Source organism: Desulfuromonas sp. (genome assembly GCA_002869615.1).
Classification (GTDB): domain Bacteria; phylum Desulfobacterota; class Desulfuromonadia; order Desulfuromonadales; family UBA2294; genus BM707.
Window position 1 is genome coordinate 1 of sequence record PKUH01000036.1, and the last position, 22,105, is coordinate 22,105.

Annotated in this window: 23 protein-coding genes and 1 pseudogene; 7 read left to right on the plus strand and 17 right to left on the minus strand. The window is 54.4% G+C overall.

The genetic code is table 11. From position 1 onward, the window contains the following. From C0623_04445 to C0623_04455, 3 genes are all read left to right on the plus strand, one after another. On the plus strand, window positions 1–415 hold a 415-nt coding region (locus tag C0623_04445), incomplete at its 5' end, for a nitrogenase iron-molybdenum cofactor biosynthesis protein NifN (protein ID PLY02045.1). Window positions 416–715: 300 nt separating this feature from the next. After that, window positions 716–1,720, plus strand: a complete 1,005-nt coding sequence (locus C0623_04450; GenBank protein ID PLY02046.1) for a hydrogenase — start codon at window positions 716–718, stop codon at window positions 1,718–1,720. 204 nt (window positions 1,721–1,924) lie between these two features. Further along, entirely contained in the window at window positions 1,925–3,103 is a 1,179-nt protein-coding gene (locus tag C0623_04455; protein PLY02047.1) for a chromate transporter, read from the plus strand. A 138-nt stretch (window positions 3,104–3,241) separates the two neighbouring features. Here C0623_04455 and C0623_04460 read toward each other — a convergent pair whose 3' ends face one another. The 6 genes from C0623_04460 to C0623_04485 form a co-directional block, all read right to left on the minus strand. Further along, a complete protein-coding gene (locus tag C0623_04460; protein ID PLY02048.1) occupies window positions 3,242–3,901 on the minus strand; it encodes a hypothetical protein in 660 nt (219 codons plus the stop codon). Then, window positions 3,901–4,278, minus strand: coding sequence for a biopolymer transporter ExbD (locus C0623_04465; GenBank protein ID PLY02049.1), 378 nt, complete (start codon window positions 4,276–4,278; stop codon window positions 3,901–3,903). Before C0623_04465 ends, C0623_04460 begins: the two co-directional genes overlap by 1 nt. Beyond that, window positions 4,259–4,693 carry a TonB-system energizer ExbB gene (gene exbB / locus C0623_04470; protein ID PLY02050.1) on the minus strand — a complete coding sequence of 145 codons (435 nt, stop codon included), beginning with the start codon at window positions 4,691–4,693 and terminating at the stop codon, window positions 4,259–4,261. The genes C0623_04465 and exbB overlap by 20 nt, the downstream gene beginning before the upstream one ends. 180 nt (window positions 4,694–4,873) lie before the next feature. Then, window positions 4,874–5,827 (minus strand): 4Fe-4S ferredoxin, encoded by a 954-nt coding sequence (locus C0623_04475; GenBank protein ID PLY02051.1) that lies wholly within the window; start codon window positions 5,825–5,827, stop codon window positions 4,874–4,876. Next, entirely contained in the window at window positions 5,736–6,302 is a 567-nt protein-coding gene (locus C0623_04480) for a hypothetical protein (protein PLY02052.1), read from the minus strand. The genes C0623_04475 and C0623_04480 overlap by 92 nt, the downstream gene beginning before the upstream one ends. A 10-nt stretch (window positions 6,303–6,312) precedes the next feature. After that, window positions 6,313–8,451 carry a TonB-dependent receptor gene (locus tag C0623_04485; protein ID PLY02053.1) on the minus strand — a complete coding sequence of 713 codons (2,139 nt, stop codon included), beginning with the start codon at window positions 8,449–8,451 and terminating at the stop codon, window positions 6,313–6,315. A gap of 135 nt (window positions 8,452–8,586) precedes the next feature. Between C0623_04485 and C0623_04490 the strand changes: the two genes are divergently transcribed. After that, the gene (locus C0623_04490) at window positions 8,587–9,222 is read left to right on the plus strand and encodes a hypothetical protein (GenBank protein PLY02054.1); all 636 of its coding nucleotides are present in this window, start codon (window positions 8,587–8,589) and stop codon (window positions 9,220–9,222) included. Between the two features lie 103 nt (window positions 9,223–9,325). On the opposite strand, the gene tsaA is transcribed toward C0623_04490, so the two are convergent. The 6 genes from tsaA to nifX all read right to left on the minus strand — a co-directional run bounded on the left by tsaA (window position 9,326) and on the right by nifX (window position 13,244). Continuing rightward, window positions 9,326–9,811, minus strand: a complete 486-nt coding sequence (gene tsaA, locus C0623_04495; protein PLY02055.1) for a tRNA (N6-threonylcarbamoyladenosine(37)-N6)-methyltransferase TrmO — start codon at window positions 9,809–9,811, stop codon at window positions 9,326–9,328. Between the two features lie 11 nt (window positions 9,812–9,822). Then, complete coding sequence (locus C0623_04500) at window positions 9,823–10,560, minus strand: hypothetical protein (GenBank protein PLY02056.1); 738 nt, start codon at window positions 10,558–10,560, stop codon at window positions 9,823–9,825. Between the two features lie 128 nt (window positions 10,561–10,688). Further along, complete coding sequence (locus tag C0623_04505; protein PLY02057.1) at window positions 10,689–11,555, minus strand: nitrogen fixation protein NifB; 867 nt, start codon at window positions 11,553–11,555, stop codon at window positions 10,689–10,691. 442 nt (window positions 11,556–11,997) lie between these two features. Next, a complete protein-coding gene (locus C0623_04510) occupies window positions 11,998–12,372 on the minus strand; it encodes a dinitrogenase iron-molybdenum cofactor biosynthesis protein (GenBank protein ID PLY02058.1) in 375 nt (124 codons plus the stop codon). Window positions 12,373–12,471: 99 nt separating this feature from the next. Next, on the minus strand, window positions 12,472–12,741 hold the full coding sequence (gene fdxB / locus C0623_04515; GenBank protein ID PLY02059.1) for a ferredoxin III, nif-specific: 270 nt from the start codon (window positions 12,739–12,741) through the stop codon (window positions 12,472–12,474). A 110-nt stretch (window positions 12,742–12,851) separates the two neighbouring features. Continuing rightward, entirely contained in the window at window positions 12,852–13,244 is a 393-nt protein-coding gene (gene nifX, locus C0623_04520) for a nitrogen fixation protein NifX (GenBank protein ID PLY02060.1), read from the minus strand. A gap of 122 nt (window positions 13,245–13,366) precedes the next feature. On the opposite strand from nifX, the gene C0623_04525 reads away from it, so the two are divergent. Next, window positions 13,367–13,573 carry a hypothetical protein gene (locus tag C0623_04525; protein PLY02061.1) on the plus strand — a complete coding sequence of 69 codons (207 nt, stop codon included), beginning with the start codon at window positions 13,367–13,369 and terminating at the stop codon, window positions 13,571–13,573. A 2-nt stretch (window positions 13,574–13,575) separates the two neighbouring features. On the opposite strand, the gene nifK is transcribed toward C0623_04525, so the two are convergent. From nifK to nifH, 3 genes are all read right to left on the minus strand, one after another. Further along, window positions 13,576–15,042 (minus strand): nitrogenase molybdenum-iron protein subunit beta, encoded by a 1,467-nt coding sequence (gene nifK, locus C0623_04530; GenBank protein ID PLY02062.1) that lies wholly within the window; start codon window positions 15,040–15,042, stop codon window positions 13,576–13,578. Window positions 15,043–15,195: 153 nt separating this feature from the next. Continuing rightward, window positions 15,196–16,638 carry a nitrogenase molybdenum-iron protein alpha chain gene (nifD, locus tag C0623_04535; protein PLY02063.1) on the minus strand — a complete coding sequence of 481 codons (1,443 nt, stop codon included), beginning with the start codon at window positions 16,636–16,638 and terminating at the stop codon, window positions 15,196–15,198. 204 nt (window positions 16,639–16,842) lie between these two features. Further along, on the minus strand, window positions 16,843–17,721 hold the full coding sequence (gene nifH / locus C0623_04540) for a nitrogenase iron protein (protein ID PLY02064.1): 879 nt from the start codon (window positions 17,719–17,721) through the stop codon (window positions 16,843–16,845). A 512-nt stretch (window positions 17,722–18,233) separates the two neighbouring features. Between nifH and C0623_04545 the strand changes: the two genes are divergently transcribed. Together C0623_04545 and C0623_04550 are read left to right on the plus strand one after the other, a co-directional pair. After that, a complete protein-coding gene (locus C0623_04545) occupies window positions 18,234–19,031 on the plus strand; it encodes a mannosyl-3-phosphoglycerate phosphatase (protein ID PLY02065.1) in 798 nt (265 codons plus the stop codon). Between the two features lies 1 nt (window position 19,032). Then, window positions 19,033–20,253, plus strand: a pseudogene (locus C0623_04550) (glycosyl transferase). A gap of 51 nt (window positions 20,254–20,304) precedes the next feature. Here C0623_04550 and C0623_04555 read toward each other — a convergent pair. Further along, entirely contained in the window at window positions 20,305–21,438 is a 1,134-nt protein-coding gene (locus tag C0623_04555; protein PLY02066.1) for a hypothetical protein, read from the minus strand. A 178-nt stretch (window positions 21,439–21,616) separates the two neighbouring features. Continuing rightward, window positions 21,617–22,105: alpha-amylase (locus C0623_04560; protein PLY02067.1), on the minus strand; the 489-nt coding region annotated here is incomplete at its 5' end.

The window sequence follows — 22,105 nt, forward strand, 5'->3', positions numbered from 1 at the left end:
GACCCGGTTTTGCCTGACCGGTGAACCGGACCAGGTCGGCGGTCTGGCCGCGGCGCTGACCGAAGCAGGCGGTCGCGTCGAAGAGGTTGTCCTGACCGTCAAGTCGCCCCGGATGGACGCCATAAAGGCCGCATCGGTCCGGGTCGGTGATCTTGAGGATGCCGAAAACGCGGCCGCCGGCTACGACATGATCATCGGCAACTTTCACTGTGAAGCGTTGGCCCATCGCCGGCACAAGGGACTGATGCTGCGCGGCTACCCGAACTGGGAGGAAGTGGGCCATCAGTTGAAGAACGATGTGCTCTATGAGGGCGGCTGCTACCTGTTGTTCGAAGCGGCGAATATTGCGGCTAAACACAGAGAAGCTGTTGGCCACGAAGACACGAAGGCACCAAGAAAGACAAATGCCTTTTAACGGAGAGACGCTGAGAAGGAGAGAAAAGATCTTGCTGGTTCCTTTGTGACTTAGTGCCTTCGTGGCAAAAGGTTTTTACATACAAAAAGATTAAACGACATAAAGTCAAACAGACAAAAAAAGAACAAATTCTTATAGATATTTCAACGGAGAGTCAAAGAGACGCAGAGTAAAGGCAAAAGAGGTAAAGTCAGTTTATCCTGGACCCTGACTTCCTCTCCCTCTCTCCACCTCTCCGTTAAGAAACGATTCTGACCTTCTTCGTGTCTTGGTGCCTTCGTGGCAAAAGGTTTTTCCAGTATGAACGATTACACCGACATAATCCGAAAATGGGCAACCGACGACCGTCACAGCGGCCTGCTCGACAAGCCGGACGGGGTCGGTGAAGTCGGCCTCGAGGCGGGTGAAGCCGGGCGCAAACTGGCGGTCCGTTTTACCCTGCAGCGCCAGGGCGAGCGGATCGATAAAATCCGCTATCAGGTGTTTGGCTGCGGCTTCACCATCGCCGCCTGCGCGGCGGCAGCCGATCTCGCCGAGGGAGAGGCCTTTGCCGCAGCCAGGACGATTGATGCCGGCGCCATTAACCGCACTCTCGAAGGGCTGCCGGCGGAACGGGATTACTGTGCCGAGATCGCGATCCGCGCCCTGCGGGCCGCCCTCGACAGCGCCGACCGGAACGGTGCGACCGTTCAGTCGGAGCACCGGCAGGAAGAGCACGGTCCGCACATCAGCGAGAACGATGAGGTTTTTCGCCTGCTGATGACAAGTGAGAATCGCAACGCCATGCCGGAAGAAGATCGCCGGATGTTCGCTGGGGTTATCGCCCTTGGAGCGGCCGAGCCACTCTTCCTGATCCATGCCCTCGGTCTCGAAAAGAGAGAACTGGTCAAGCTCCTGTCAGTCTACTTCCCGCTGGTCAACGTCGACAACCTGCTCTTGCTGTCGTCCCACGCCACCCAACTGGCACCGGAAGTTAATTCCGATGTCCGGTCTATCATCCGCTCACATCTCCCAACCGAGGCTGAAGGCGTAACATTACAAACCTCCGCCTGGCTTGCCGACATCCTCGCCGCCCGCGCCGCCCATCCGGGCCATCTCTGGGTCGCCATGGGTTTTTTCGAACGACCGGAACTGACCGCCGCCATCCGGCGGCATCTGCCAACCCTGGCCGAGGCAAACAGTCAGAACATGCGCTGGAAACGTTACCTCTTCAAGCAGGCATGCGATCTGAACGGCGGTGTGATGTGCAAGTCCCCCAGCTGCGGCGATTGCAGTGATTATGACCTCTGTTTTGCTCCGGAATAAAAAGCGGGACCAGTTTCAAATCTGCTCCGGAATCGATCAACAGATTCTCCCCAACTTTAAAGCATAAACATCTTCCACCGGATAACCTTGACTTCCTGCCTGTTGATCAATTTTTGATTACGGAAAAGCATTGAGCAATGCACCAAAATAAAAAATGTACTTGCCAGGGCTTTAAAATACTGAAAATACAGGTAAACTTCGGATATGGAGCAACTGTCCACCCGCCAACTGTTCTTCACTTTTCTCAAGCTCGGCCTGACCTCGTTCGGCGGTCCGGTCGCTCATCTCGGCTATTTCCGCGATGAATTCGTCACCCGCCGCAAGCTGATGACGGATGACGCCTACGCCGACCTCGTCGCCCTCTGCCAGTTTCTGCCCGGACCGGCGAGCAGCCAGGTCGGGATCGGCATCGGTCTTTCCCAGCGCGGCCTCAGGGGCGGTCTGGCCGCCTGGTGCGGCTTCACCCTGCCGTCGGCGCTGCTGTTAATCCTTTTTGCTTATGGGGTCATGGCACTCGATCAATCGATTGTCCGAACCGGCTGGCTGCATGGTCTCAAGGTGGCGGCCGTCGCCGTCGTCGCCCAGGCAATCATCGGCATGGCGAAAACGCTCTGCCCGGATTCGCCTCGCCGCCTGGTGGCGGTAGGGGCCGCTGTTCTCAGCCTCATCATCAGCGGTGTTGGCGGCCAGATGACCGCGATTCTTGCCGGGGCCTTGATCGGACTTTTTTTCCTGCCCGTTGTGCAGACTGATGAACTATCTGAGCAACATTCCGGATCCGGTAAAAAAGGAGCCCTCGTCAGTCTGCTTATTTTCTTCCTGCTTCTGCTGACCGTGCCGTTTTTCGCGGCGGCTCAGCTGCCGGCTCTCGCCGTTTTTGACAGCTTCTACCGGACCGGAGCGCTGGTTTTCGGCGGCGGGCATGTGGTCCTGCCGCTGCTGCAGGCCGAGCTGGTGGACCCCGGATGGGTGAGCAAGGACCTGTTCATGGCGGGTTATGGTGCCGCCCAGGCGGTGCCGGGACCGCTCTTCACCTTTTCCGCGTATCTCGGCACCGTGATGAAAAATACACCAAACGGCTGGTTCGGCGGCCTGCTCGGCCTCGGCGCGATCTTCCTCCCCTCGTTTCTGCTAATGAGTGGAATCCTCCCCTTCTGGGAAAACCTGCGGCGCAACCGGAAACTGAGGAAAGGACTGGTCGGTGTCAACGCGGCCGTTGTCGGCTTGTTGATTGCCGCGTTTTACGACCCGGTCTGGAAAAGCGGGATCTTGTCAATCGGCGATTTCATTATGGCTGCGATCGCATTGGGGCTGTTGCTGAAATGGAAAATGCCCGGCTGGCTGGTCGTCGTCATCTGCGGCATCGGCGGTGCAATACTCTGAGGCTGAGCATCGCTCTTATTTTGACCTTGGGCTTTATTCCATGACAGAAACAACCAGGCATCTCTGCCGCCGGCACAAAGTTTGATCTGCTTGATTAACCCCATGCCCGAATGCTTTTTAAAGCTCCGGTGCCGGGAATCAATTCAACTGAAAATTAATCGGCAACCTGACTTTTGTTCGTGCGTAATCGCCACTGAACGGAGTATTCGCATTGACAGCTTTCAAAGCGGCGCGATCAAGAACCTTGTACCCTGAACTTTCATCGACCTTCAGTTCCTCAACCGACCCGTCCGCGCAAAGGATAAAGCTGAGCACCAGCTTGCCCTGCCACCCCTGCCTCCGGGCAATGATCGGGTAGACCAACTTCCTCAAAACCACTCCGCGAAGGTGTTTGACGGTCTGTGCGTAGACAGCTGCCTGATCGACCCTATTGTCTTGTCGGGGTTCAGGCGCAGCGACCGGCTGTGAAACAGCCGGCGGGATCGGCGGTCCAGTTAATTCGTCAGACTGCGGAGCCTTGATTTCCTCCGGCGCGGCCGCCTCGATTTTTGCGACCGGCGGTTGCGGTTTACTCACAGCTGGAACCGGTTGCGGCTCCACGATATCAGAGGGTACCATTTCTTCAGGTTGCACCGGCGCAACAGGTTGAGCAGTCGGAACAGGTTCGGGCATAACCAGTTGAAAATCGAGGGATAACCGCAATGGTGGTTCAGGCGGACGCTCGGTCAGCAGAAACAGTCCGCATAAGAAAAGGGAGTGCAGGATCAGGCTGCTCAACCAGGGGATTGCCGGACGCATCAGAGAGCCCTGGTTTGCAGTGTCAACTTGCGGAAACCGAAGCTCTGGACCTTGTCCATCACCGAAACAAATTTTTGCAGCGGCAGTCCGGCATCGGCCCGGATCAGCACCGGTGTCTGCTTCGGATAAGCTGCCAGCTGCTGATCCAGGTTTGAAAAATCAAGTGCAACCTGGTTCAGGGTGAGCTCCCCTTCAACCGAAAGTTCCAATACAATTCCTTCACTGACCATCTGTGGCGTTGCCGACGCTTTCGGCAACTGGATATCCATAGCACCGGTCACAATAAAGGTTGAGGTGATAAGAACGATGGTCAGCAGCACCAACATGATATCGATAAAAGGAATGACATTAATGCTCTCAAACCCCTTGTCGTCCATACCGCCCCTCCCAGCTCAGAAGCTGTTCTTTTGCCCGACGCAGTAACAGGTTATACGCCGTGATCGCCGGAATCGCGACAACCAGGCCGGCGGCCGTTGCCTTGAGCGCAAGCGCCAGACCGGTCATGATGCTGTGGGTATCGACAATTCCGGTTTCTCCCATGCGATAGAAGGTCATCATAATGCCGAGAACCGTTCCGAGCAGACCGATATAGGGGGCATTACTGCCGATGGTCGCGATCAGATGCAGCCTCCGGGTCAGGGCGATTTCGACCTCCTCACGGTTCATCTCCCCCTCCGGTGTAAAAGAACGGTAAAACAGGTAACGTTCGATCGCAACCGCCACGGCAATGAAGCTCATCACACCCAGCAGTCCGATCACCCCGTAATCAATGGTCGTTTGCAGCCAGTCCATGCGTCTCTCCTTTTTTGTCTCGGCGGAGTGATTTGTACAAGGTCAAACCAGCAATTATACCGGGGACGGTGAAGCAACTGAGACAGCCGGAGCAACTCCCTGCACATCCCCGGCTGATCAACATCGAACCGAGGGCCCCGCCGCCGCCAATCAATGAATAGCCAAAATTACGATACCGGTTCATGTCGCACCTCCCTCGGCCAACTCCGATTTTTGGCAAGCACTCCGCCCGTAGCTGATTGCCCGGTCATGACAAACTTCCTGGCACTTGCCGCAGGGGAGGCAGGAGAGCTGATCAATCCGGTATCCCTCTTTTTCCTGACGAATCGCCGAAGTCGGACAGACCGGCACGCAATTGCCGCAATCGGTACAGCGGTGCTGATCAACCCGGACCCGCTTACCGAACCGACCCGAGATCCGATTCATCAAGCCGTCAATTGCACCGATCGGACACAGATAGTTACAGTAGGCGCGTCCGCCGCGGGCAAAAATTCCGAGCAACAGGATCAGGCCCAGGTTGACCATTCCCGCCGACCGTAAAAAATAGGCAATGTCGGCCGGCGAACCGAAACCGGCGCTGACCACCCGGGGAACAGCGGCAAAGTTACAATAATTACAGGCGAGGCTGCCGAGGCCAAGAGCCGGCGCCAGAAGGTAGATAGCAAAATAGCTGTACCGGATCGGGACCGCCGGAATGGCATTATAAGAAAGCTGCGGTCCGCGCGAGAAGAGCCGACTCCCGAACTCCAGGGCACCGCCAACCGGGCAGAGGTGACTGCACCAGAGCCGGCCGAAGAAAAATGTCACCACCAGGACTGTCAGAACCAGCAGTACCCCGGCCCAGCTCCGGAGCCAGCCAAAAAAGAAGGCACCGAGACTCGTTCCGTCGCGCCAGAGGAAGAACATGCGCGGGCACCAGGTGCCACAAAACGATTCGTCGGGACCGGTCAACTGGAACAACAGAACCAGTGGCGGCATGAAAAGTGCCAGACCGAGCAATAAATAAAGCGTGCGCCGGGGAAACAGCTTACGCCGGGACGGGTCAGTGCCGGGTGCCATGCGAACCTCCTTCGGAGTGCAAGTCTGCAAAAACAACCGGGATGCCGAGCAGTTTATTCCCGGAATCGTCAGCATAAAAATTCAGGCTCAACGGGCGCTCGCCATGCGGGCCCTCGCCGCTCGACTTTTTGCCAGGTTTGCCAGTAACCTCGTCACGGAGCAGGGAATCTTCGGTCTGCGGTTGCATCACGACCCAGAGGGCCAGCCGGTCCCGCCCCCGGACATCATTTAAAATTTCTCCGTTGAAACCGGGCTGCCGATGGATATCGAGCTTTACGATCGGCTCTGAATTGTAGATGCTGTACCGCATCGCCGGTTGCCCCTCCAGGGCGACACGAACATCGCCCTGCACCGGCGGCAATACGATGCCGGTCATGATCAGGGTGTAGTCATCCCGACCTGATTTAAGCATGAACGGATGCCGCACCTTGCCCCCCTTCATGTTGAGCATACCGATGGCGTGAGCTGAGTCACCAAAACGGTAGGATGCGGCAAACAGCGAAATACCGGCGGTCAGAATGCAGATCAGCGCGATCTTTAACCTGTGCATGAATGAACTCCTAGAAAAGGTAGCTGGCCTTGGCAAAAAAGGAACGCGGCGCGCCGGGTCGAAACACCAGGTCCCCGGCACTCTTTTTAACCTCCATGGCATATTTCTCATCGAACAGATTGCTGATATCGAGCACCAGGTCCCAGTTGCCGTATTCCCATCCCAGCATAAACTTGGAAATAAAATCGAAGCCCTTGTATTTTTCCGAATTGGCATTGTCAACCCAGTATTCGCCCCAAGTGGCGGTATCGAAGCGGGCCTTGAACCCGCTGTCGTGCCGGTAGGCGACAAACATGTCATATTGATGCCGCGGGATATACGGCAGACGATTGCCGCTACGGTCGAACAAAGTGACCACCGCTCCTGTACGCACCGGCTCGTCGAAAGTATCAAATGTAAAGTCGCTGCAGGTATAGGTGCCACCGGCGTTCAACCCGAGTGGCAGCATGACTTCGGCGGCTAGCTCGACCCCGAGTTTTTCGGTTTCTCCGGCGTTGCTGTAACTGGTCTGGTTTCCGGGAAGCACTGTCTGCACGATTTCATCCTTCACCTGTTGATAGAACAGAGTCAGGTCGAGACGATGCCCCTGTTGATGTCGTCCCTTGAAACCGACCTCGTAATTGGTGGTTACGGCGGGATCGAGCTGGTCATTCTCATTCAGTTCCGACGCCTGGGGGGTCTGGAATCCGGTGGAGATATTTCCAAACAGGCTCATCTGGTCGCTCAATGCCCAGGCCGCCCCGACCCTCGGACTGACATGGTCGTAGGTTTTATCGGTGGCGATGATTAACGGCGAGACGAAGATGTCATAACGGCTGAAGCCCCAGTTATATTCCTGGAAAACAGTTGAATTCAGATCGAAGCTGACGTGATCGTAGCGAACCCCCAAATCAACCGTCCAGTTTTTTGTCGGTCTGACTGATTCCTGAAAATAAACTCCGACTTTGCTGACCTCCTCATCGCTCGTCTCGGCCAGCGTGCCAATTGCGTCAGAGAGGGTGAAGTTGATCTGATCGTAAGCTGTGAACGGTGGAAACGGTTCGGTCGTCGGCGTGATATCGAGATCGCGGTAGGTGTATTTTTTGCCGTTGCCGTCATCCAGTTGCCCGGAGAGGCCTGCGGTCATCTCGGCGGCATTGTCGAAGAATTGATGCTGGTGACTGACCTGCAGGTCTGCCCCGAAAATATCGGCACCGCCGTCGTTGATTGCTCCCGGAACGGGATGGAAATGCTCCCAGCTTTGCACATACACAAGTGGTTTAAAATCCCAGTCGCCGACCTCCTTCTCCCAACGCAGATTGCCAGAAGCAATTTCACTGTAGCGACCACTGTGGCGGAAAACTTCGCTGGTCAGCTGGGACGGATCTTCGTTGAATTCGGTTTCCGTCAGGCCACCGGGCAGCTGCAGGTCGGCATCGGTGTAGCTGAACATTGCTGTCAGAGTACTCCCGTCGTCAAGGATATGCCCGACTTTCAGGCTCCCCTGCGTCGTCTTGAACTCGTTCCAGGCACGCCACCCGTCACTCGCTTTATGCGAGGCACTGAATGAAGCGAAGGTGTCTCCGCTCCCGGTGCCGTACAAAAGACTGTACTGTCGGGTGTTGTCACTGCCGAAACCGACCGAAGCCGCTTTATGTTCTTCGAAAGGATCGCGGGTAATAAAATTGACCACTCCGCCGGCAGCATTGGCCCCATAAAGGGTTGAGTTCGGGCCGCGGACTACATCGACCTGCTTGATCAGACTGGTATCGACGAAATCGAGCCGACTCATGCCGTCCGGATCGGTGATCGGCACGCCATCAAGCAGTATCATGATCTCACGAACGCCGTAGCGGGCCTTGAGACCGGCGCCACGAATAATCAAACGGGTATCGTACCCGCCGTTCTTGGATTCCGACTGAACACCAGCCAATCCGTTCAGCGCTTCTTTAACACCCATCAGCGGCAAATCAGCCAGCCGTTCCTCGCTGACCACACTAACTGCGGCCGGAACTTCGAGAATCTGGCGATCAGACCGGGTCGCGGTCACAACGATTTCATCAAATTCAGCAACGGTAGCCTCTTGTGCCGACACCCGGTTTCCGAAGAGGAAAAGAAACAGAACGATGCACAAGGTCCAGGGGCGGCATAAAGACACAAAATCCTCCATAAAATGTTATTATAGTATCAATTAACTGGTTAAAGTGTTACCATCAGGATACATAAATAACATCAACAGCAGAATCTTCCAAGAAATCCGCACAGACCTGTGGAGATTCATGATACTTTAATAACAGGAGACACTATGAAAGGGACCGATCGGCGCAAGGAACTGCTGCAATGGCTTGACGAGGAGAAAAGTCTTTCTTTGGCGCAGATTATCGAACGCTTCGCGATTTCCAAAATGACCGCGCATCGGGACCTCGAATCACTCGAAAACCGCAACGCTCTCAAACGGATTCACGGCGGAGCTGTTTCACTGAACAAGCCGGTCGCGGCACCGAGCCCGACCCAGAACCAGGCAACGGCACAGAGCAGCTGCACCATCTGTTACCGGCCGACAAACCAACATCTGCTCTATATTCTCACTTTAAAAAACGTGGAACAGAAGACCACCTGCTGTCCGCATTGCGGTGTCTCTGCGCACATGATACACGGCGACCAGGTGGCAATGGCCCTGGCGGCAGACTACCTGACCGGACGCCCGCACCCTGCCCAGGCAACCACTTTTCTTCTCGGAAGTGTTTCGCTCCCGTGCTGTACGCCTTCAATGCTGACCTTCGAAGACGCCGAAATGGCGAAACGGTTTCAGCTCGGGTTCGGCGGAACCCTGGGCAACCTGGAAAGTGCAATCATCTATCTCGAAGAGGAGATGAGCCTGCACAGCGACGAGGAAGGTTGTCCCCACTGCGCCGCGGCGGCGCGTAAAGAAAAAGTCTGAACGAAAATTGAATACCTGGTTGCCAAATCGTCTCGATTCGCGCCCGAAGATCCCAAGCGGTGACGCACAGTGCGGCGGCGACACAAACGGCGCCCCGCACAACTCAGCTTTTCTTGATAAACCGCTGATCCGACCTGGCAACCTTGACCGCGTCTCCACTCCGTTCAAGCCAACCGGAACGGATCGGCTCAGGCTGGTGAACAAAAACCGGCGCGTACGGCTTGATGTCGAGCAGCGGCGTCCCGTCAAGGATATCGACATTTTCGACATTCAGTACCGCCCCTTGCAGGCTGTTCAATTTAAGAATTGATAATCCGATCGGGTTCGGCCGGGACGGGGCGCGGGTGGCGAAAACACCACGTGGCTTGTTATCGAGAAAGGGGATAACGGTCAGGGCCGGCTTGCCGGCCCGGTGAAAATGGTAGAGGACAATGATGTGGGAAAAACCAGCAAGATCGCACAGCCCGTCAGCCAGGTCGGGATCGAGTTCGATCCGTCCAGGCACACCGGTCGCTCCGATCGGTTGAATCGGCATCTGCTCGAGGGTTTTATGCGGCGTCCGGATGACGCCGATCGGCTGCAATTCCACCCTGCAAAACCTCAGATGAGAAACATTTTGCCGCCCGCCATAACCAGCATCCCGGCCATCGCCTGCAGAATAATTTTGACCGGCAGATGCCGGCTGCCGCAGAGCGCGCCGATCGAGCCGCCGAGCAGAGCCACTCCGGCGAGCAACGGTGCATAATCGGGGACATGCTGCAGTGAGCTCAAGTGCCCGAGCAGTCCGGAGATCGAGTTGACCAGGATGAACAGGGCAGCGATGCCGGAGACCTCGCGGACCCGGGCCCAGCCGAGCAGGATCATCAATGGGCTGAGGAAAATACCACCGCCGACTCCGATCAACCCTGAGGCGAAACCGAGAACGGCACCGACCAGCATGGCAAGCGGCAGCGCCGGAGCACTCGGTTCAAAGTCCTGCCGATCCTTCCGGACAAACAGCCGCCAGGCGGCATAGAACAATACCAGCCCGAGCAGCGGCCGATAATACTCCGGCGGCAGATGAAAGGTGCCGCCGATAAAGCTGGCCGGAATCGAGGTTACAACGAACGGCCAGAATACCTTCCAGGAAAACTGTTTTGCCGACAGATAGAGATAAGAGCCGACCCCGGCGACGACAATATTGAGCATCAGCGCTGTCGGTTTGAGTGATTCCGGTGCCAGGCTGAACAGTGCCATGACCGCCAGGTAGCCGGATGCTCCACCATGGCCGACGCTCGCATACATCATGGCAACGACAAATATCGAAACGGCGAGAAATGGAATCAGTTCGGGGGTCATGATAAATCTCCTAAATATTTTCTCTTAACGCCCGTTCGCGCTGCTCACTCAAGACGCCAAGATGCAAAGAAAACAATAAAACTTTTTTGGCTCCTGGCGCCTTTGCGCCTTTGCGTTAATAAATGAATTTATGCACTTAATGCTTCTAAATCTATGTCCTGACCAACGATGCCGGCTGCATCGGCGCGACACTGCTTGCAGTGACGGGCCTGTGACAATATCAACTCGGCCTGGTTGCGGACAATCTCCATGGTCGCTTCGCTCGGCATGACACAGTCGGCAAACATGCCGACCGGAATAACCGGGATAATATTCATCATATCAGCGCCGAGGTTGCGAACTTCGACGGCCAGATCGATCGTTTCGTGGTCGTTGACCCCGGGGATATAGACATGGTTGACCTTGACCATCAAACCGGCTTCGGCCGCCGCCTTAAGCCCGCCGAGCTGACGCTCGAGCAGAATCGCCGCAGCGGTTTCACCGTCGAGTTTCTGGCCATCATATTTGATCCACTCATAAATCTTTGCACCGGTTTGCGGAGTCAGGGCGTTGATAGTGACCGTCAGGCTGTGCACGTCAGCAGCGAGGATCTGCGGCAATTTCTCCTCGAGCATCAGGCCATTGGTCGAGAGGCAGAGCGTCATCTCCGGAAACGCTTCGCGGACCAGTGAAAAGGTCTCGAAGGTTTTCGGATTGGCGAGCGGGTCGCCCGGGCCGGCGATGCCGACGACTTTAAGCTGGGCGCCCCCCTTCTTTTCCATATGTCTCTTGACCAGCTGCACCCGTTCAACCGCCTGTTCCGGAGTCAGCACCTTGCTGGTAACCCCGGGTCGGCTTTCATTGGCGCAATCGAAACGGCGTTCGCAGAATCCGCACTTGATATTGCACCCCGGCGCAACCGGCAAATGGATCCGACCGCCCTTGCTGTGATCACCACCAAAACAGGGATGGTCGGTCTCTTTTTTCATTGTCATCATCGGGCATCCAGTGGCCATGATTATTCTCCTTAATTCTAATTCTGTCTCACGCAAAGTTCGCGGAGTTTGCAGAGTTGAAAATCAAAATCTTTCCTTAACGCAGAGTCGCAGGCTTACGCCGCAGAGAATGTCAAAAACAAGAACTAAAATCTATTCGGGTTAAAGCTTTTAAAACCCTAAAAGGCTTTTGTCTTTCTCTGCGTCTCCGCGTCTCTGCGTTAAATTGATCTTGCTTACAAAAAAAGCCTCGCGGACGTTTGTCCGCAAGGCTTCGTTGCCAAATAAATTGAGTACGACAATGTACTGCGATTTTAATTTCTTACCTGTTTGATAAATAACTGCACATCACATGCCAACGATCAATGTGCAAAAAATGGCGGGCAGGGAGGTCTCTCAACCTCTGGTCTGCCCATTACATCAGCAATAAGGGCCTCGGAAAGGCCAAAAAAACAGGCACAACCTATTGTTGGTGTTGACAATTCTTGCGGCCGCCGCAGCCACCTTCGCAGACCGCATCGTGAGTCGCCTTCAGCGCCTCTTCGATCGGGCCGGAGACAGTGACCGCCTTGATGCCGAGCTTTTCGAGCTCCTGCTTCGGCAAGTCACCGATCATCACCGTTGCCACTGCCCGACAACCGTCAAGGGCTTCGGCGATGGCATTGAACTGCCGATGTCGAAACGGATGGTCCGGATCGAAAGAGCAGTATTTTTCAACATCCACCTCTTTCACAACTTCCGAACCGACAGAGCTGTACTTGTAGATGGTGAACTTCTCGGCATGACCGAAATGCTGGTCAACCTCGGTCCCGCTTTTCGATGAAACGGCAATAAGCATGATTTTACTCCGTAAAATTGAGCTGTAAGCTTTAAGCTAGAAGCTGTAAGAACTAAAGCTTTTCCATATACCTTACGGCTTACAGCTTATAGCTTCTTTTCAAATCTCCTGGGTTTGAAAAGAAAAGCACTTCTTCGGGCAGGCAACCCCGCAACCGGCGCAGCCGATACAGTCGTCCTGGTTGACGATCGTCATGATCATCCGGGTCGAATCGCTATCTTCATCGACTTCGTCTTCCGGCCCGAGAACTTTACGGGCACATGATTTGAAGCAACGGCCGCAGCCGATACACTTTTCAGAGTCGATTTCTGTGACGAACGTCGGGGTCCAGTCAGACCCGCCAAAAGTTTTTCCGGTTAATAAAGCCATATTCTTTCTCCTTAATACGGTTTGATTGGTTTGATTGGTTTGATTAGTTTCAATTCGTTTAAATGGTTTTTTTGTTTAACCAATACAACCAGTCAAACAGATAAAACCAATCAAACGGCTGTTCCAGGTCGTTCGTTCTTCAGCATCGCCTTGCGCAGCCAGGGTGGCGGTGAGCCGCGAAGAACTTCCTGCAGCTTTTCAACGACCACGGTAATCGGCTCCTGCTCCTTGCTCTTGATCGGGTGAATCTTCTTGGCGACCAGTCGGGCCGCGGCCGGGCCGCCGATTTCACCGACATAGACCAGGGCACACTCCTCGAGTGCGGCGCCACGAGCCTCTATCTTGTCATCGCTATGGCCTTCCATATCCTCTTCGGCCTTGACCTGGATCACGCCGGCAAAGGCCGCATCGTCCGGACCGATCTCCCAGATCGCGAACTCTTCGGTCTGACCGAAGTGCGCGTTGACATGAATCTTGTCGTTACTGGCAAATGCGACTTTCATGCTCAGTTCCTTTCCATCATTTTCTTTAACGATTCTGAATCTTCTTGTATAAATCATAAAATCTTCTTTTAACGCCCGTTCGCTTCGCTTACTCAAGACGCAAAGAACGCAGAGAAAAATTTTTGCTTCAGGGGCGGGCAGCGCCCGCCCCTGTAATCTTAGTTTTCACTAGATTTGATCATTCACTTCAATTTACGAAATGGGAGTGTGCAGTTTTTCGTCAGATCAAGGAAGCCAAGGAATCGCGCGGAGGCGTAGTGCTTTACGCCGCACAAGCGATTCTGCTGGCTGACACCGAGCTGGCGGAAAAGAGCAGCTCCCAGCCGTAAATTTAGCGCATCATTTCAAACCACTGATCCTCACAAGTCTCATCCTTGATATCGAGAAATTTGTTGGCGATCATGCTCAGGATGCTGATCGCACCGTTGTAACCGATCACCGGAGTCCGATGCAGGTTGACCCGGTCGATGATCGGGAAACCGATACGGAACAGCGGAATCTTGGCGTCGCGGGCGGCCCACTTGGCGTGGGTGTCGCCGATGATTCCGTCGACCGGATCGGTGACCAGAAGCGAGCGCATGTGACAGAGATCCTTGTTGATATAGGTGGTGCAGCCTTCGCCGAACGGTGAGGTCTCGAGCAGGGCATCCATCTCCTTCTTGAACTTCTTGGTCGCACGCGAGCAGAGGATATGCCAGGGACGCGCCCCCATTTCGAGCAGGAAGGAGACGATACCGATCAGGTAATCGGGGTCGCCGGCGATGGCAAACTTTTTACCATGCAGGTACTGCTGGGCGTCGGTCATGGCATCAACGGCCAGGGCGCGTTCCTTTTTGAGCTCTTCCGGAACCGGCTTGTCGAACAGCTCGGAGAGCTTGAGGATCAACTCATCGGTCTTCTTGACGCCGAACGGCATCGGCAGAATCGCCTTCTCACCGGTATACTCGGTTTCGATCCACTTCATCGTGGTCACCGTCGAGTATTTCTGGAAAGAAATGGTCGCCTTGCCGTTGATCGACTCGGCCGCGTCCTCGATTTTGGTACCACCCGGATAAAGCTTGTACTCGCCGTCGCAACCGGAGTCAAAGACATCGGAGACATCGGCCAGCATGGTGTAGGGAATTCCCATCAGATCGCAGATCCGCTTGTACTCGCGCAGGTTGCCGACGTTGCCGTCGAAACCGGGGATGATGTTGAGCTTGCCGGTGCACTTGCCCTCGACGCTCTGGCCCTCGGTCACGGTCTGCAGGATGCTTTTCAGCATCGCGTCGTAACCGTGAATATGGGTGCCGTTGAAACTCGGGGTGTTGGCATAGGGGGTCAACACATCTTCCGGCAAGTGCCCTTCGAGCTTGGCGTTCTTGATGAAAGCGGTCAGGTCATCACCGATAACTTCCGGCATACAGGTGGTATAGACCGGAATCATCTTCGGCTTGTAGAGGGCATAAGCGTTGGTGAGGCCCTCGAACAGGTTGTTCTGTCCACCGAACACCGCGCCGTCCTCGGTCATGGCGTCGCAGGTTGCGGCGGCCGGTTCACGGTAATGACGACTGAAGGTCGAACGGAAGTAAGAGGCACATCCCTGGGAGCCATGCACGAATGGCAAGGCACCTTCGAAGCCGGTCGCGACCATCTGCGCACCGAGCGGCTGACAGGCGTGCGCCGGGTTGACGACCAGGGCGGTCCGTTCGAAGTTCTTCTCTTTATATTCTTCGGTATTGATCCATTCCTTGACCCGGTTGATTTCCTTTTCCGGGGTCTCGGTGACCAATTTCCTTGCTGCTTCTGCTGCACTCATTTTTTATCTCCTTAAAATCAATTTAACGCTCGTTCGCTAAGCTCACTTAAGACGCCAAGTCGCCAAGAGGATCAAGGTCATGTTCTTGGGTTAAACCCAACCCCTCGCTTCTGGTTTTCTTTGCGTCATTGCGCCTTTGCGTTAGAGTGGTCTTTAAAATGGTGACTCGACCAAATCCCACGTCGGGCTGTTGATCGCCATGTCGATATCGCGGGCGAAGATCTTGAAGCCCTCGTAGCCGTGATACGGTCCGGAGTAGTCCCAGCTGTGCATCTGGCGGAACGGAATGCCGGCTTTCTGGAAAACGTATTTCTCCTTGATGCCGCTGCCGACCAGGTCAGGCTTGAGTTCCTCGACGAACTTTTCCAGTTCGAACTCGGAGACGTCATCGTAGATCAGGGTTCCCTTGGCCATTTCCGGGGCGGTCCGATCATAGTCGTCCTGGTGGGCGAATTCATAACCGGCGCCGGTGATCTGGATGCCGAGGTCTTCGTAAGCACCGATGGTATGGCGCGGGCGCAGGCCGCCGACGAACAGCATGGCGGTCTTGCCGTCGAGACGCGGCTTGTATTCGGCAACCACATCGTCCATCTCCTGGCGGTACTTCTTGATCACCTTTTCGACGTTTTTCTTGATCTTGTCGTCGAACTGCTCGGCGATAGCGCGCAGGCTCTCTTCGATCTTGGTCGGGCCGAAGAAATTGTACTCGAGCCATGGAATGTCCCACTTCTCTTCCATGACCTTGCACATGTAGTTCATCGAACGGTAGCAGTGAATCAGGTTGAGCTTGACCGAATGGGTGGCGCCAATTTTTTCGACTTCGCCATCACCGGTCCAGACCGATTTGACGTTGAGGCCGATCTCTTCAAGAATCGGTTTGGCGGCCCAGACATCACCACCGATGTTGTAGTCACCGATCAGGGCGACATCGTACGGTCCGGCCTCTTCCTTGAACTCGAACTTGCCGATAATGTGGTCACGGATCGAGTCGTTGGAGATGTGATGACCGAGCGACTGGGAAACACCGCGGAAGCCTTCACAGTTACAGGGGACGACCAGCTTGTCGAGTTCGCCTTCCATCTTCTTGGCGACGGCGTTGATGTCGTCGCCGATCAGACCGACCGGGCACTCGGAGAGGATTGACATCCCCTTGTTGAGCGGGAACAGCTCGTCCGCTTCCTTGAGAAGCTTTTCCAGCTTGATGTCGCCGCCGTAAACAATGTCGCGCTCCTGGAAGTCGGAGGTGAAGTCCATCGGGAACGAGGTGACGCCCGGGATTCCCTGCATCAGGTTCCGGCGGGTACCCCAGCTGTAAACACCGCAGCCGACCGGACCATGCGATACATGGACCATGTCGCGGATCGGGCCCCAGACCACACCCTTGGCCCCGGCATAAGCACAACCGCGCTGGCTCATGACGCCGGGCACAACCTTCTTGTTTGATTTGACCGCGCACGGTGAAGCGCTCGGCTCGTTGGCACCGAGGTGCGGCGCTCTCTTCTTGGCCGCCTTCTCCGGCATTTCTGACAGAGTATCGGCGATCAGCTTTTCGGTTTTTTCTATTGTGACGCCCTTAATGGGCTTACGTTCTGCCATTCGATTTCTCCTTCGTCGAAATCAGTTATCAGTCATCAGTTGACAGTTGTTTCAAAAATCTGTTCCATATCTTGCCGCACCAAAGGTGGACAAGTTGTTCTTGAGTCAAGGCGCGACGTCAAGTCGTGGGCGAGGCGTAGCAAGAGCTACGTCGAGCGTGCGACTTGACAAGCAACGCCGAGTCGGGGACAAATCGTCCGCCGCTTAAGCGTTCTCAGCAACGCCAACCGTCTCTTCGTCTTCCGCTTCCATGATGCCGAATTCGAGCAACAGTTCTTCGAGCTCTTCCATCTCGAGCGGTGTCGGAACAACGAACATCTCATTCTTGGTGATCTTCTCGGCCAGGGTACGATACTCCTGGGCCTGTTTGTGTTCCGGTGAATACTCGATAACGGTCATACGACGTAACTCGGCGCGCTGCACCTGATTGTCACGAGGCACGAAGTGGATCATCTGGGTGCCGAGGCGAGCAGCCAAAGCTTCGATCAGATCAGCTTCACGGTCGGTATTCCGGCTGTTGCAGATCAGACCGGCCAGACGGACGCTACCGGAGGAAGCGTACTTGACGATACCCTTGGCGATGTTGTTGGCGGCGTACATCGCCATCATCTCACCGGAGACAACAATGTAGATTTCCTGGGCCTTGTTCTCACGAATCGGCATGGCGAAACCGCCACAGACGACGTCACCGAGAACATCATAGAAAACAAAATCAAGATCAGGGGTATAAGCACCCTCTTCTTCGAGGAAGTTGATGGCAGTGATAACACCACGACCGGCACAGCCGACGCCCGGCTCCGGACCACCCGACTCAACGCACATAACATCGCCGTAGCCGCGCTTACAGACATCTTCGAGCTCGAGATCTTCAACGGTACCGAGCTCACGGACCTTGTCCATAACCGTGTCCTGGGCCTTGGCATGCAGGATCAGGCGGGTCGAGTCGGCTTTCGGGTCACAGCCGATGATCAGAACTTTCTTGCCGAGGGAGGCGAGTCCGGCGACGGTGTTCTGGGTTGTAGTTGATTTACCGATGCCGCCCTTGCCGTAGATTGCGATTTGACGAAGTTTCTTTTCAGCCATTGTCTTGCTCCTTTAGTTAGCTTTGATTTTCCGGCCAATTCGATTTGATCACGGCGGCATCGCCCTTGATGTGTCTGACCTGACTCGAATTTAACCAACGGTGAATAAAAAACGCCCTACCCGGACAATCCGGATAGGGCGTCAATGCCCGACAGCGCCACCATGGTGCTGTACGATATACAAAATAGAAAAGCCCGAATAACTGTAAGCAGTCCTTCGGGCTTCTTTGCCATTATTGAGAACACAGCAGTGTGTTCGAGTCATCCTGTAAAGCATTAGCCGTGCCAACATCTGTAGATTCGATGCAAATCGCCATTTTCTGCGGTTTTATCCTATTCTTCGCAAAAACATGTACTTTTCTATCTGCTTATGAATTGCACAAGAGATGAACAGAAAGTAACCAGCAAGCACCGGACAGCGCTCCTGTAACATCTGTGGCTGCTCAATTATGTTATGATTGCCAAGGAAAACAATTGAAACAGACTGATGGCACCCCCCTTGCACTCTCTTGAATGGATATGAAAAGACTGATTATTTTTACAGACCTCGACGGCACCCTGCTCGACCACGACACTTATTCCTGGCAGCCGGCCGCCGATGCGCTCGAAAAAATCCGGTTACAGCAGATCCCGCTGATTATCAACAGCAGTAAGACGAAGGCGGAAATTGAGCAGTTGAGAATGGAGCTTGACAACCATGCCCCCTTTATCGTCGAAAACGGCGGCGCCGTATATCTCCTCGACAGCGGAGCCACACCGGTGCCGCACCGTTTCGGCAAACCCTATGGTGAAATCGTCTCCATTCTGGACCAGCTGCGGCAGAAGATGGACTTCCGGTTCAGAGGTTTTTCCGATCTGACCGATGACGAGCTGTCCGACCTGACCGGACTGACCCGAACGGAGGTCGTTCCGGCGAAAAAAAGGAGCTGCTCGGAACCACTGCTCTGGGACGATTCGGAGAGCAACTTCGAACTTTTTTCCGGCATCCTCTCGGAACAGGGGCTGCAAACGGTCAAAGGTGGCCGTTTCATTCATATCATGGGTCAAACCGACAAAGGACGAGCCATGATCTGGTTGCTCGAGCATTTTAAGCGACAAGACCCGGCAACAGACTGGACGGTGATTGCTCTTGGCGACAGCGCCAACGACAAACCGATGCTCGAGCTGGCCGACTATGCCGTCGTCATCCGTCCGGCCACAGGGGAGCCACTCAAACTCGATAAAACAGAGAACATAATCTTAACCGATAAAAAGGGGCCGGCCGGCTGGCAGGAAGCCATGAACCAGCTGCTCGACCAGACAGGAGCCTGAGATGGGGAACTTTTACCAGAACGGTGTCATCACCACCCTGCACAACCTGACCCGCCGGCCGCTGGCCGAACTCGAGGCAGAGCTTGAGCGCTTCGCCAAGCGACGACCAATGTCGCTGGTGCTGCCCTCTCTCTTCTCCGAGCTTGAAGGCCCGGCCCTCGGTCCGATTCTCGACGAAATTTCCAAGGTCAACTATCTCGGTGAAATCGTCATCGGTCTCGACCGCGCCGACGAAAAGCAGTTCAACTACGCCCGAGAATATTTCGGCAGGCTGCCGCAACACCACCGCATCCTCTGGAATGATGGACCGCGGTTGCGGGCGATCGACGCCATGCTCGAAGAAAAGGGCCTGGCCCCGACCGAGATGGGCAAGGGCCGCAATGTATGGTACTGCTTCGGTTACATTCTCGCGGCCGGCCGCGGCAAGGCGATCGGTCTGCACGACTGTGATATCGTGACCTACAATCGTGAGCTTCTGGCCCGGCTCTTTTACCCGGTAGCCAATCCCAATTTTCGATACCAGTTCTGCAAGGGTTACTATTCGCGAATTGCCAGTGGCACCCTTAACGGCCGGGCCTGCCGACTGCTGGTTACGCCACTGCTCAAATCGATGCAAAAAGTACTTGGGCACAACGAGTATCTCGAATACATGGAGAGTTTCCGCTACGCGCTGGCCGGTGAATTCTCGATGCGTTCCGACGTATTGAACGACCTGCGGATCCCGAGTGACTGGGGACTTGAGATCGGGGTCATCTCCTAGATGTTCCGCAACTATGCGACCAACCGGATTTGCCAGGTCGACATCGCCGACACCTATGACCACAAGCACCAGGATTTATCGGCCGACAATCCGCAGGGTGGTCTGTCGCGCATGAGCACCGATATCATCAAGGCGGTCGTGCGCAAGCTGGCAACCCAGGGCCATGTCTTCTCGCTTGAAACCTTCCGAACGCTGAAAGCGACCTACTTCCGGACCGCTCTCGACCTGATCGAGGCATATTACAACGATGCTGTTTTGAATGGGCTTTCGATCGATCGGCACAAAGAGGAAAAGGCGGTAGAACTGTTTGCCGAAAATATCATGCGGGCCGGCGAGGTGTTCCTGCAGAACCCGATGGAGACTCCGTTTATGCCGAGTTGGAACCGGGTAGCCAGCGCCATCCCGGATATCTTCGATCATATCTACGAGGCAGTGGAAGAGGATAATAAGGAAACAAGCTGATGATTCAGCAGCAGGCCCGTCAGAAAATGTAGGTTGGAAACCGGGAACTTACTATGTTTTATCCGTAATTTTCTTTTTGTAATCGGGGTAATGTTTGTCCAGACAGTCCGGGCAGTAGGCGTGAGAAAATTGAGCTTCTGTAAACTTTGCGACATAAGCCTCAACCTGGCTCCAGTATCCCTGATCGTCTCGAACCTTTTTACAGTAAGCACAGATCGGCACTATTCCCCTCAGTGTTTCGATGTTGGCCTGATATGCCTTGACTGTACGAATAACGAAATAAAGGACGACACCGGTCAGCACCGCACAAATCAGCAAGTTACCGATCAGCGTCTTGAAAATATCGCGAAGCGCCGGTTCCTCGCTCTGCTCAATAAATAAATACCAGCCAAACTCCGGGATATATCGTGAGTTAAGATGAACGGTATTGTCGCCGTTATGATAAGAATATTTTCCACCTTCATCCGCCAGGATCTGTTCCGACAACCGACCAACACCTGGCTTTTGATCAAGAGACCTCAGTTTTTCCGGAAAACTGCTCCCGGACAAAACAAACTCCCCCGTCCTGTTAGTAAAGTATATTTCCCGATCGTACTTATCTTTATAGGAATCGAGTAGCCCTCTTACTGCATTAACCGTAAGGCCAACCCCGGTTACACCGATAAAACGGTCCGCGTAATCAAATACTCGATAATTAATAAACACGGTCATCGCATCACGATTAGCCATGTCAGGGTCAATATTTATTTCATAAGGGTTTTCCATCTCCCGAACGCGGAAGTACCAACGGTCGCGCTCTTCATCAACTTTTACTGTCTTCAGGAGACCGTCAGCGTGATAGTACAAGCGGGACTTTTCGGATACAAAGAAACTGGAGACAGTATTGTAGCGCTTCTGAATTTCCTTGAGGTAACGTGTAATATCCTTTGGAGATTTTTCGCCAAGAAGAACCCAGTCACGTAAAAAAGTATCCTGAGCCATAAGCGATGAAATAAATATTGGCTTCATTAAATCCCGCTGCACCTCTGAGTAAACGGTGTCACTCGTCAGCGGCAAGGAGCTTTGCTTGATCTGGGTGCGGAGAGATTCTCTTGAAACAAAGTAGCTGACAAGACTTGTCACGAGAAAACCAACAATCAGCAATAGACTCAAAACGAAAACCAGATTGCGGTTCTTGCGACCCATAAGCCCCTCCAGGGAAAAATGAAAGACAGTTAATTTACTTGAAGTGGCACTATATCATCTTAAGAAGGAAATTAAGTGAAAAAGCGAACCTGATCAAAATATAAGGGAATGGATTGGTAAAAAATCGAAGAGCTCATGGCAAGATGGCAAGATGGCAAGATGGCAAGAGATAACAATATCACATCTTTCTTAACCACATCGTCTGGTACGGCTGAAAGGCGATCCTGATATCGGCGACATCGACTTCGCGGATCAGGTCGAACCACTGGTCGTCGCTGAGGGAATCCGGCAGTGGAAGGACCTGCGGTTGGTCGGTCAGGTTACTGATAGAGACGACCTGCTGGCTGTGGTTCCGGTTGACCCGCGTGAAGGCAAAGAAGTTGCTTCCAAAATCAATGATTGTCTGTTCGGCATCTGGATGGAAAACCTGCTGTTGCTGCCGGATCGCAAGCAATCGTTTCAGTTCATTGAAGACAATTTCGTTGGGTGTGCCGGGCGATTCAATCAGGTTCTCTATCTCTGCAAGGTCCCATTGTTTCCGGTTGATACTCCGCAACCGACCGCTTTTCTCCACACCCGCCAGGTGGTTGGAGGAAGCGAGCAGGCTCTGGATATAAAGCGCCGGGATTCCCCGCAGACCGAGCAGGATGGTTTGCGAGCAGAGAAA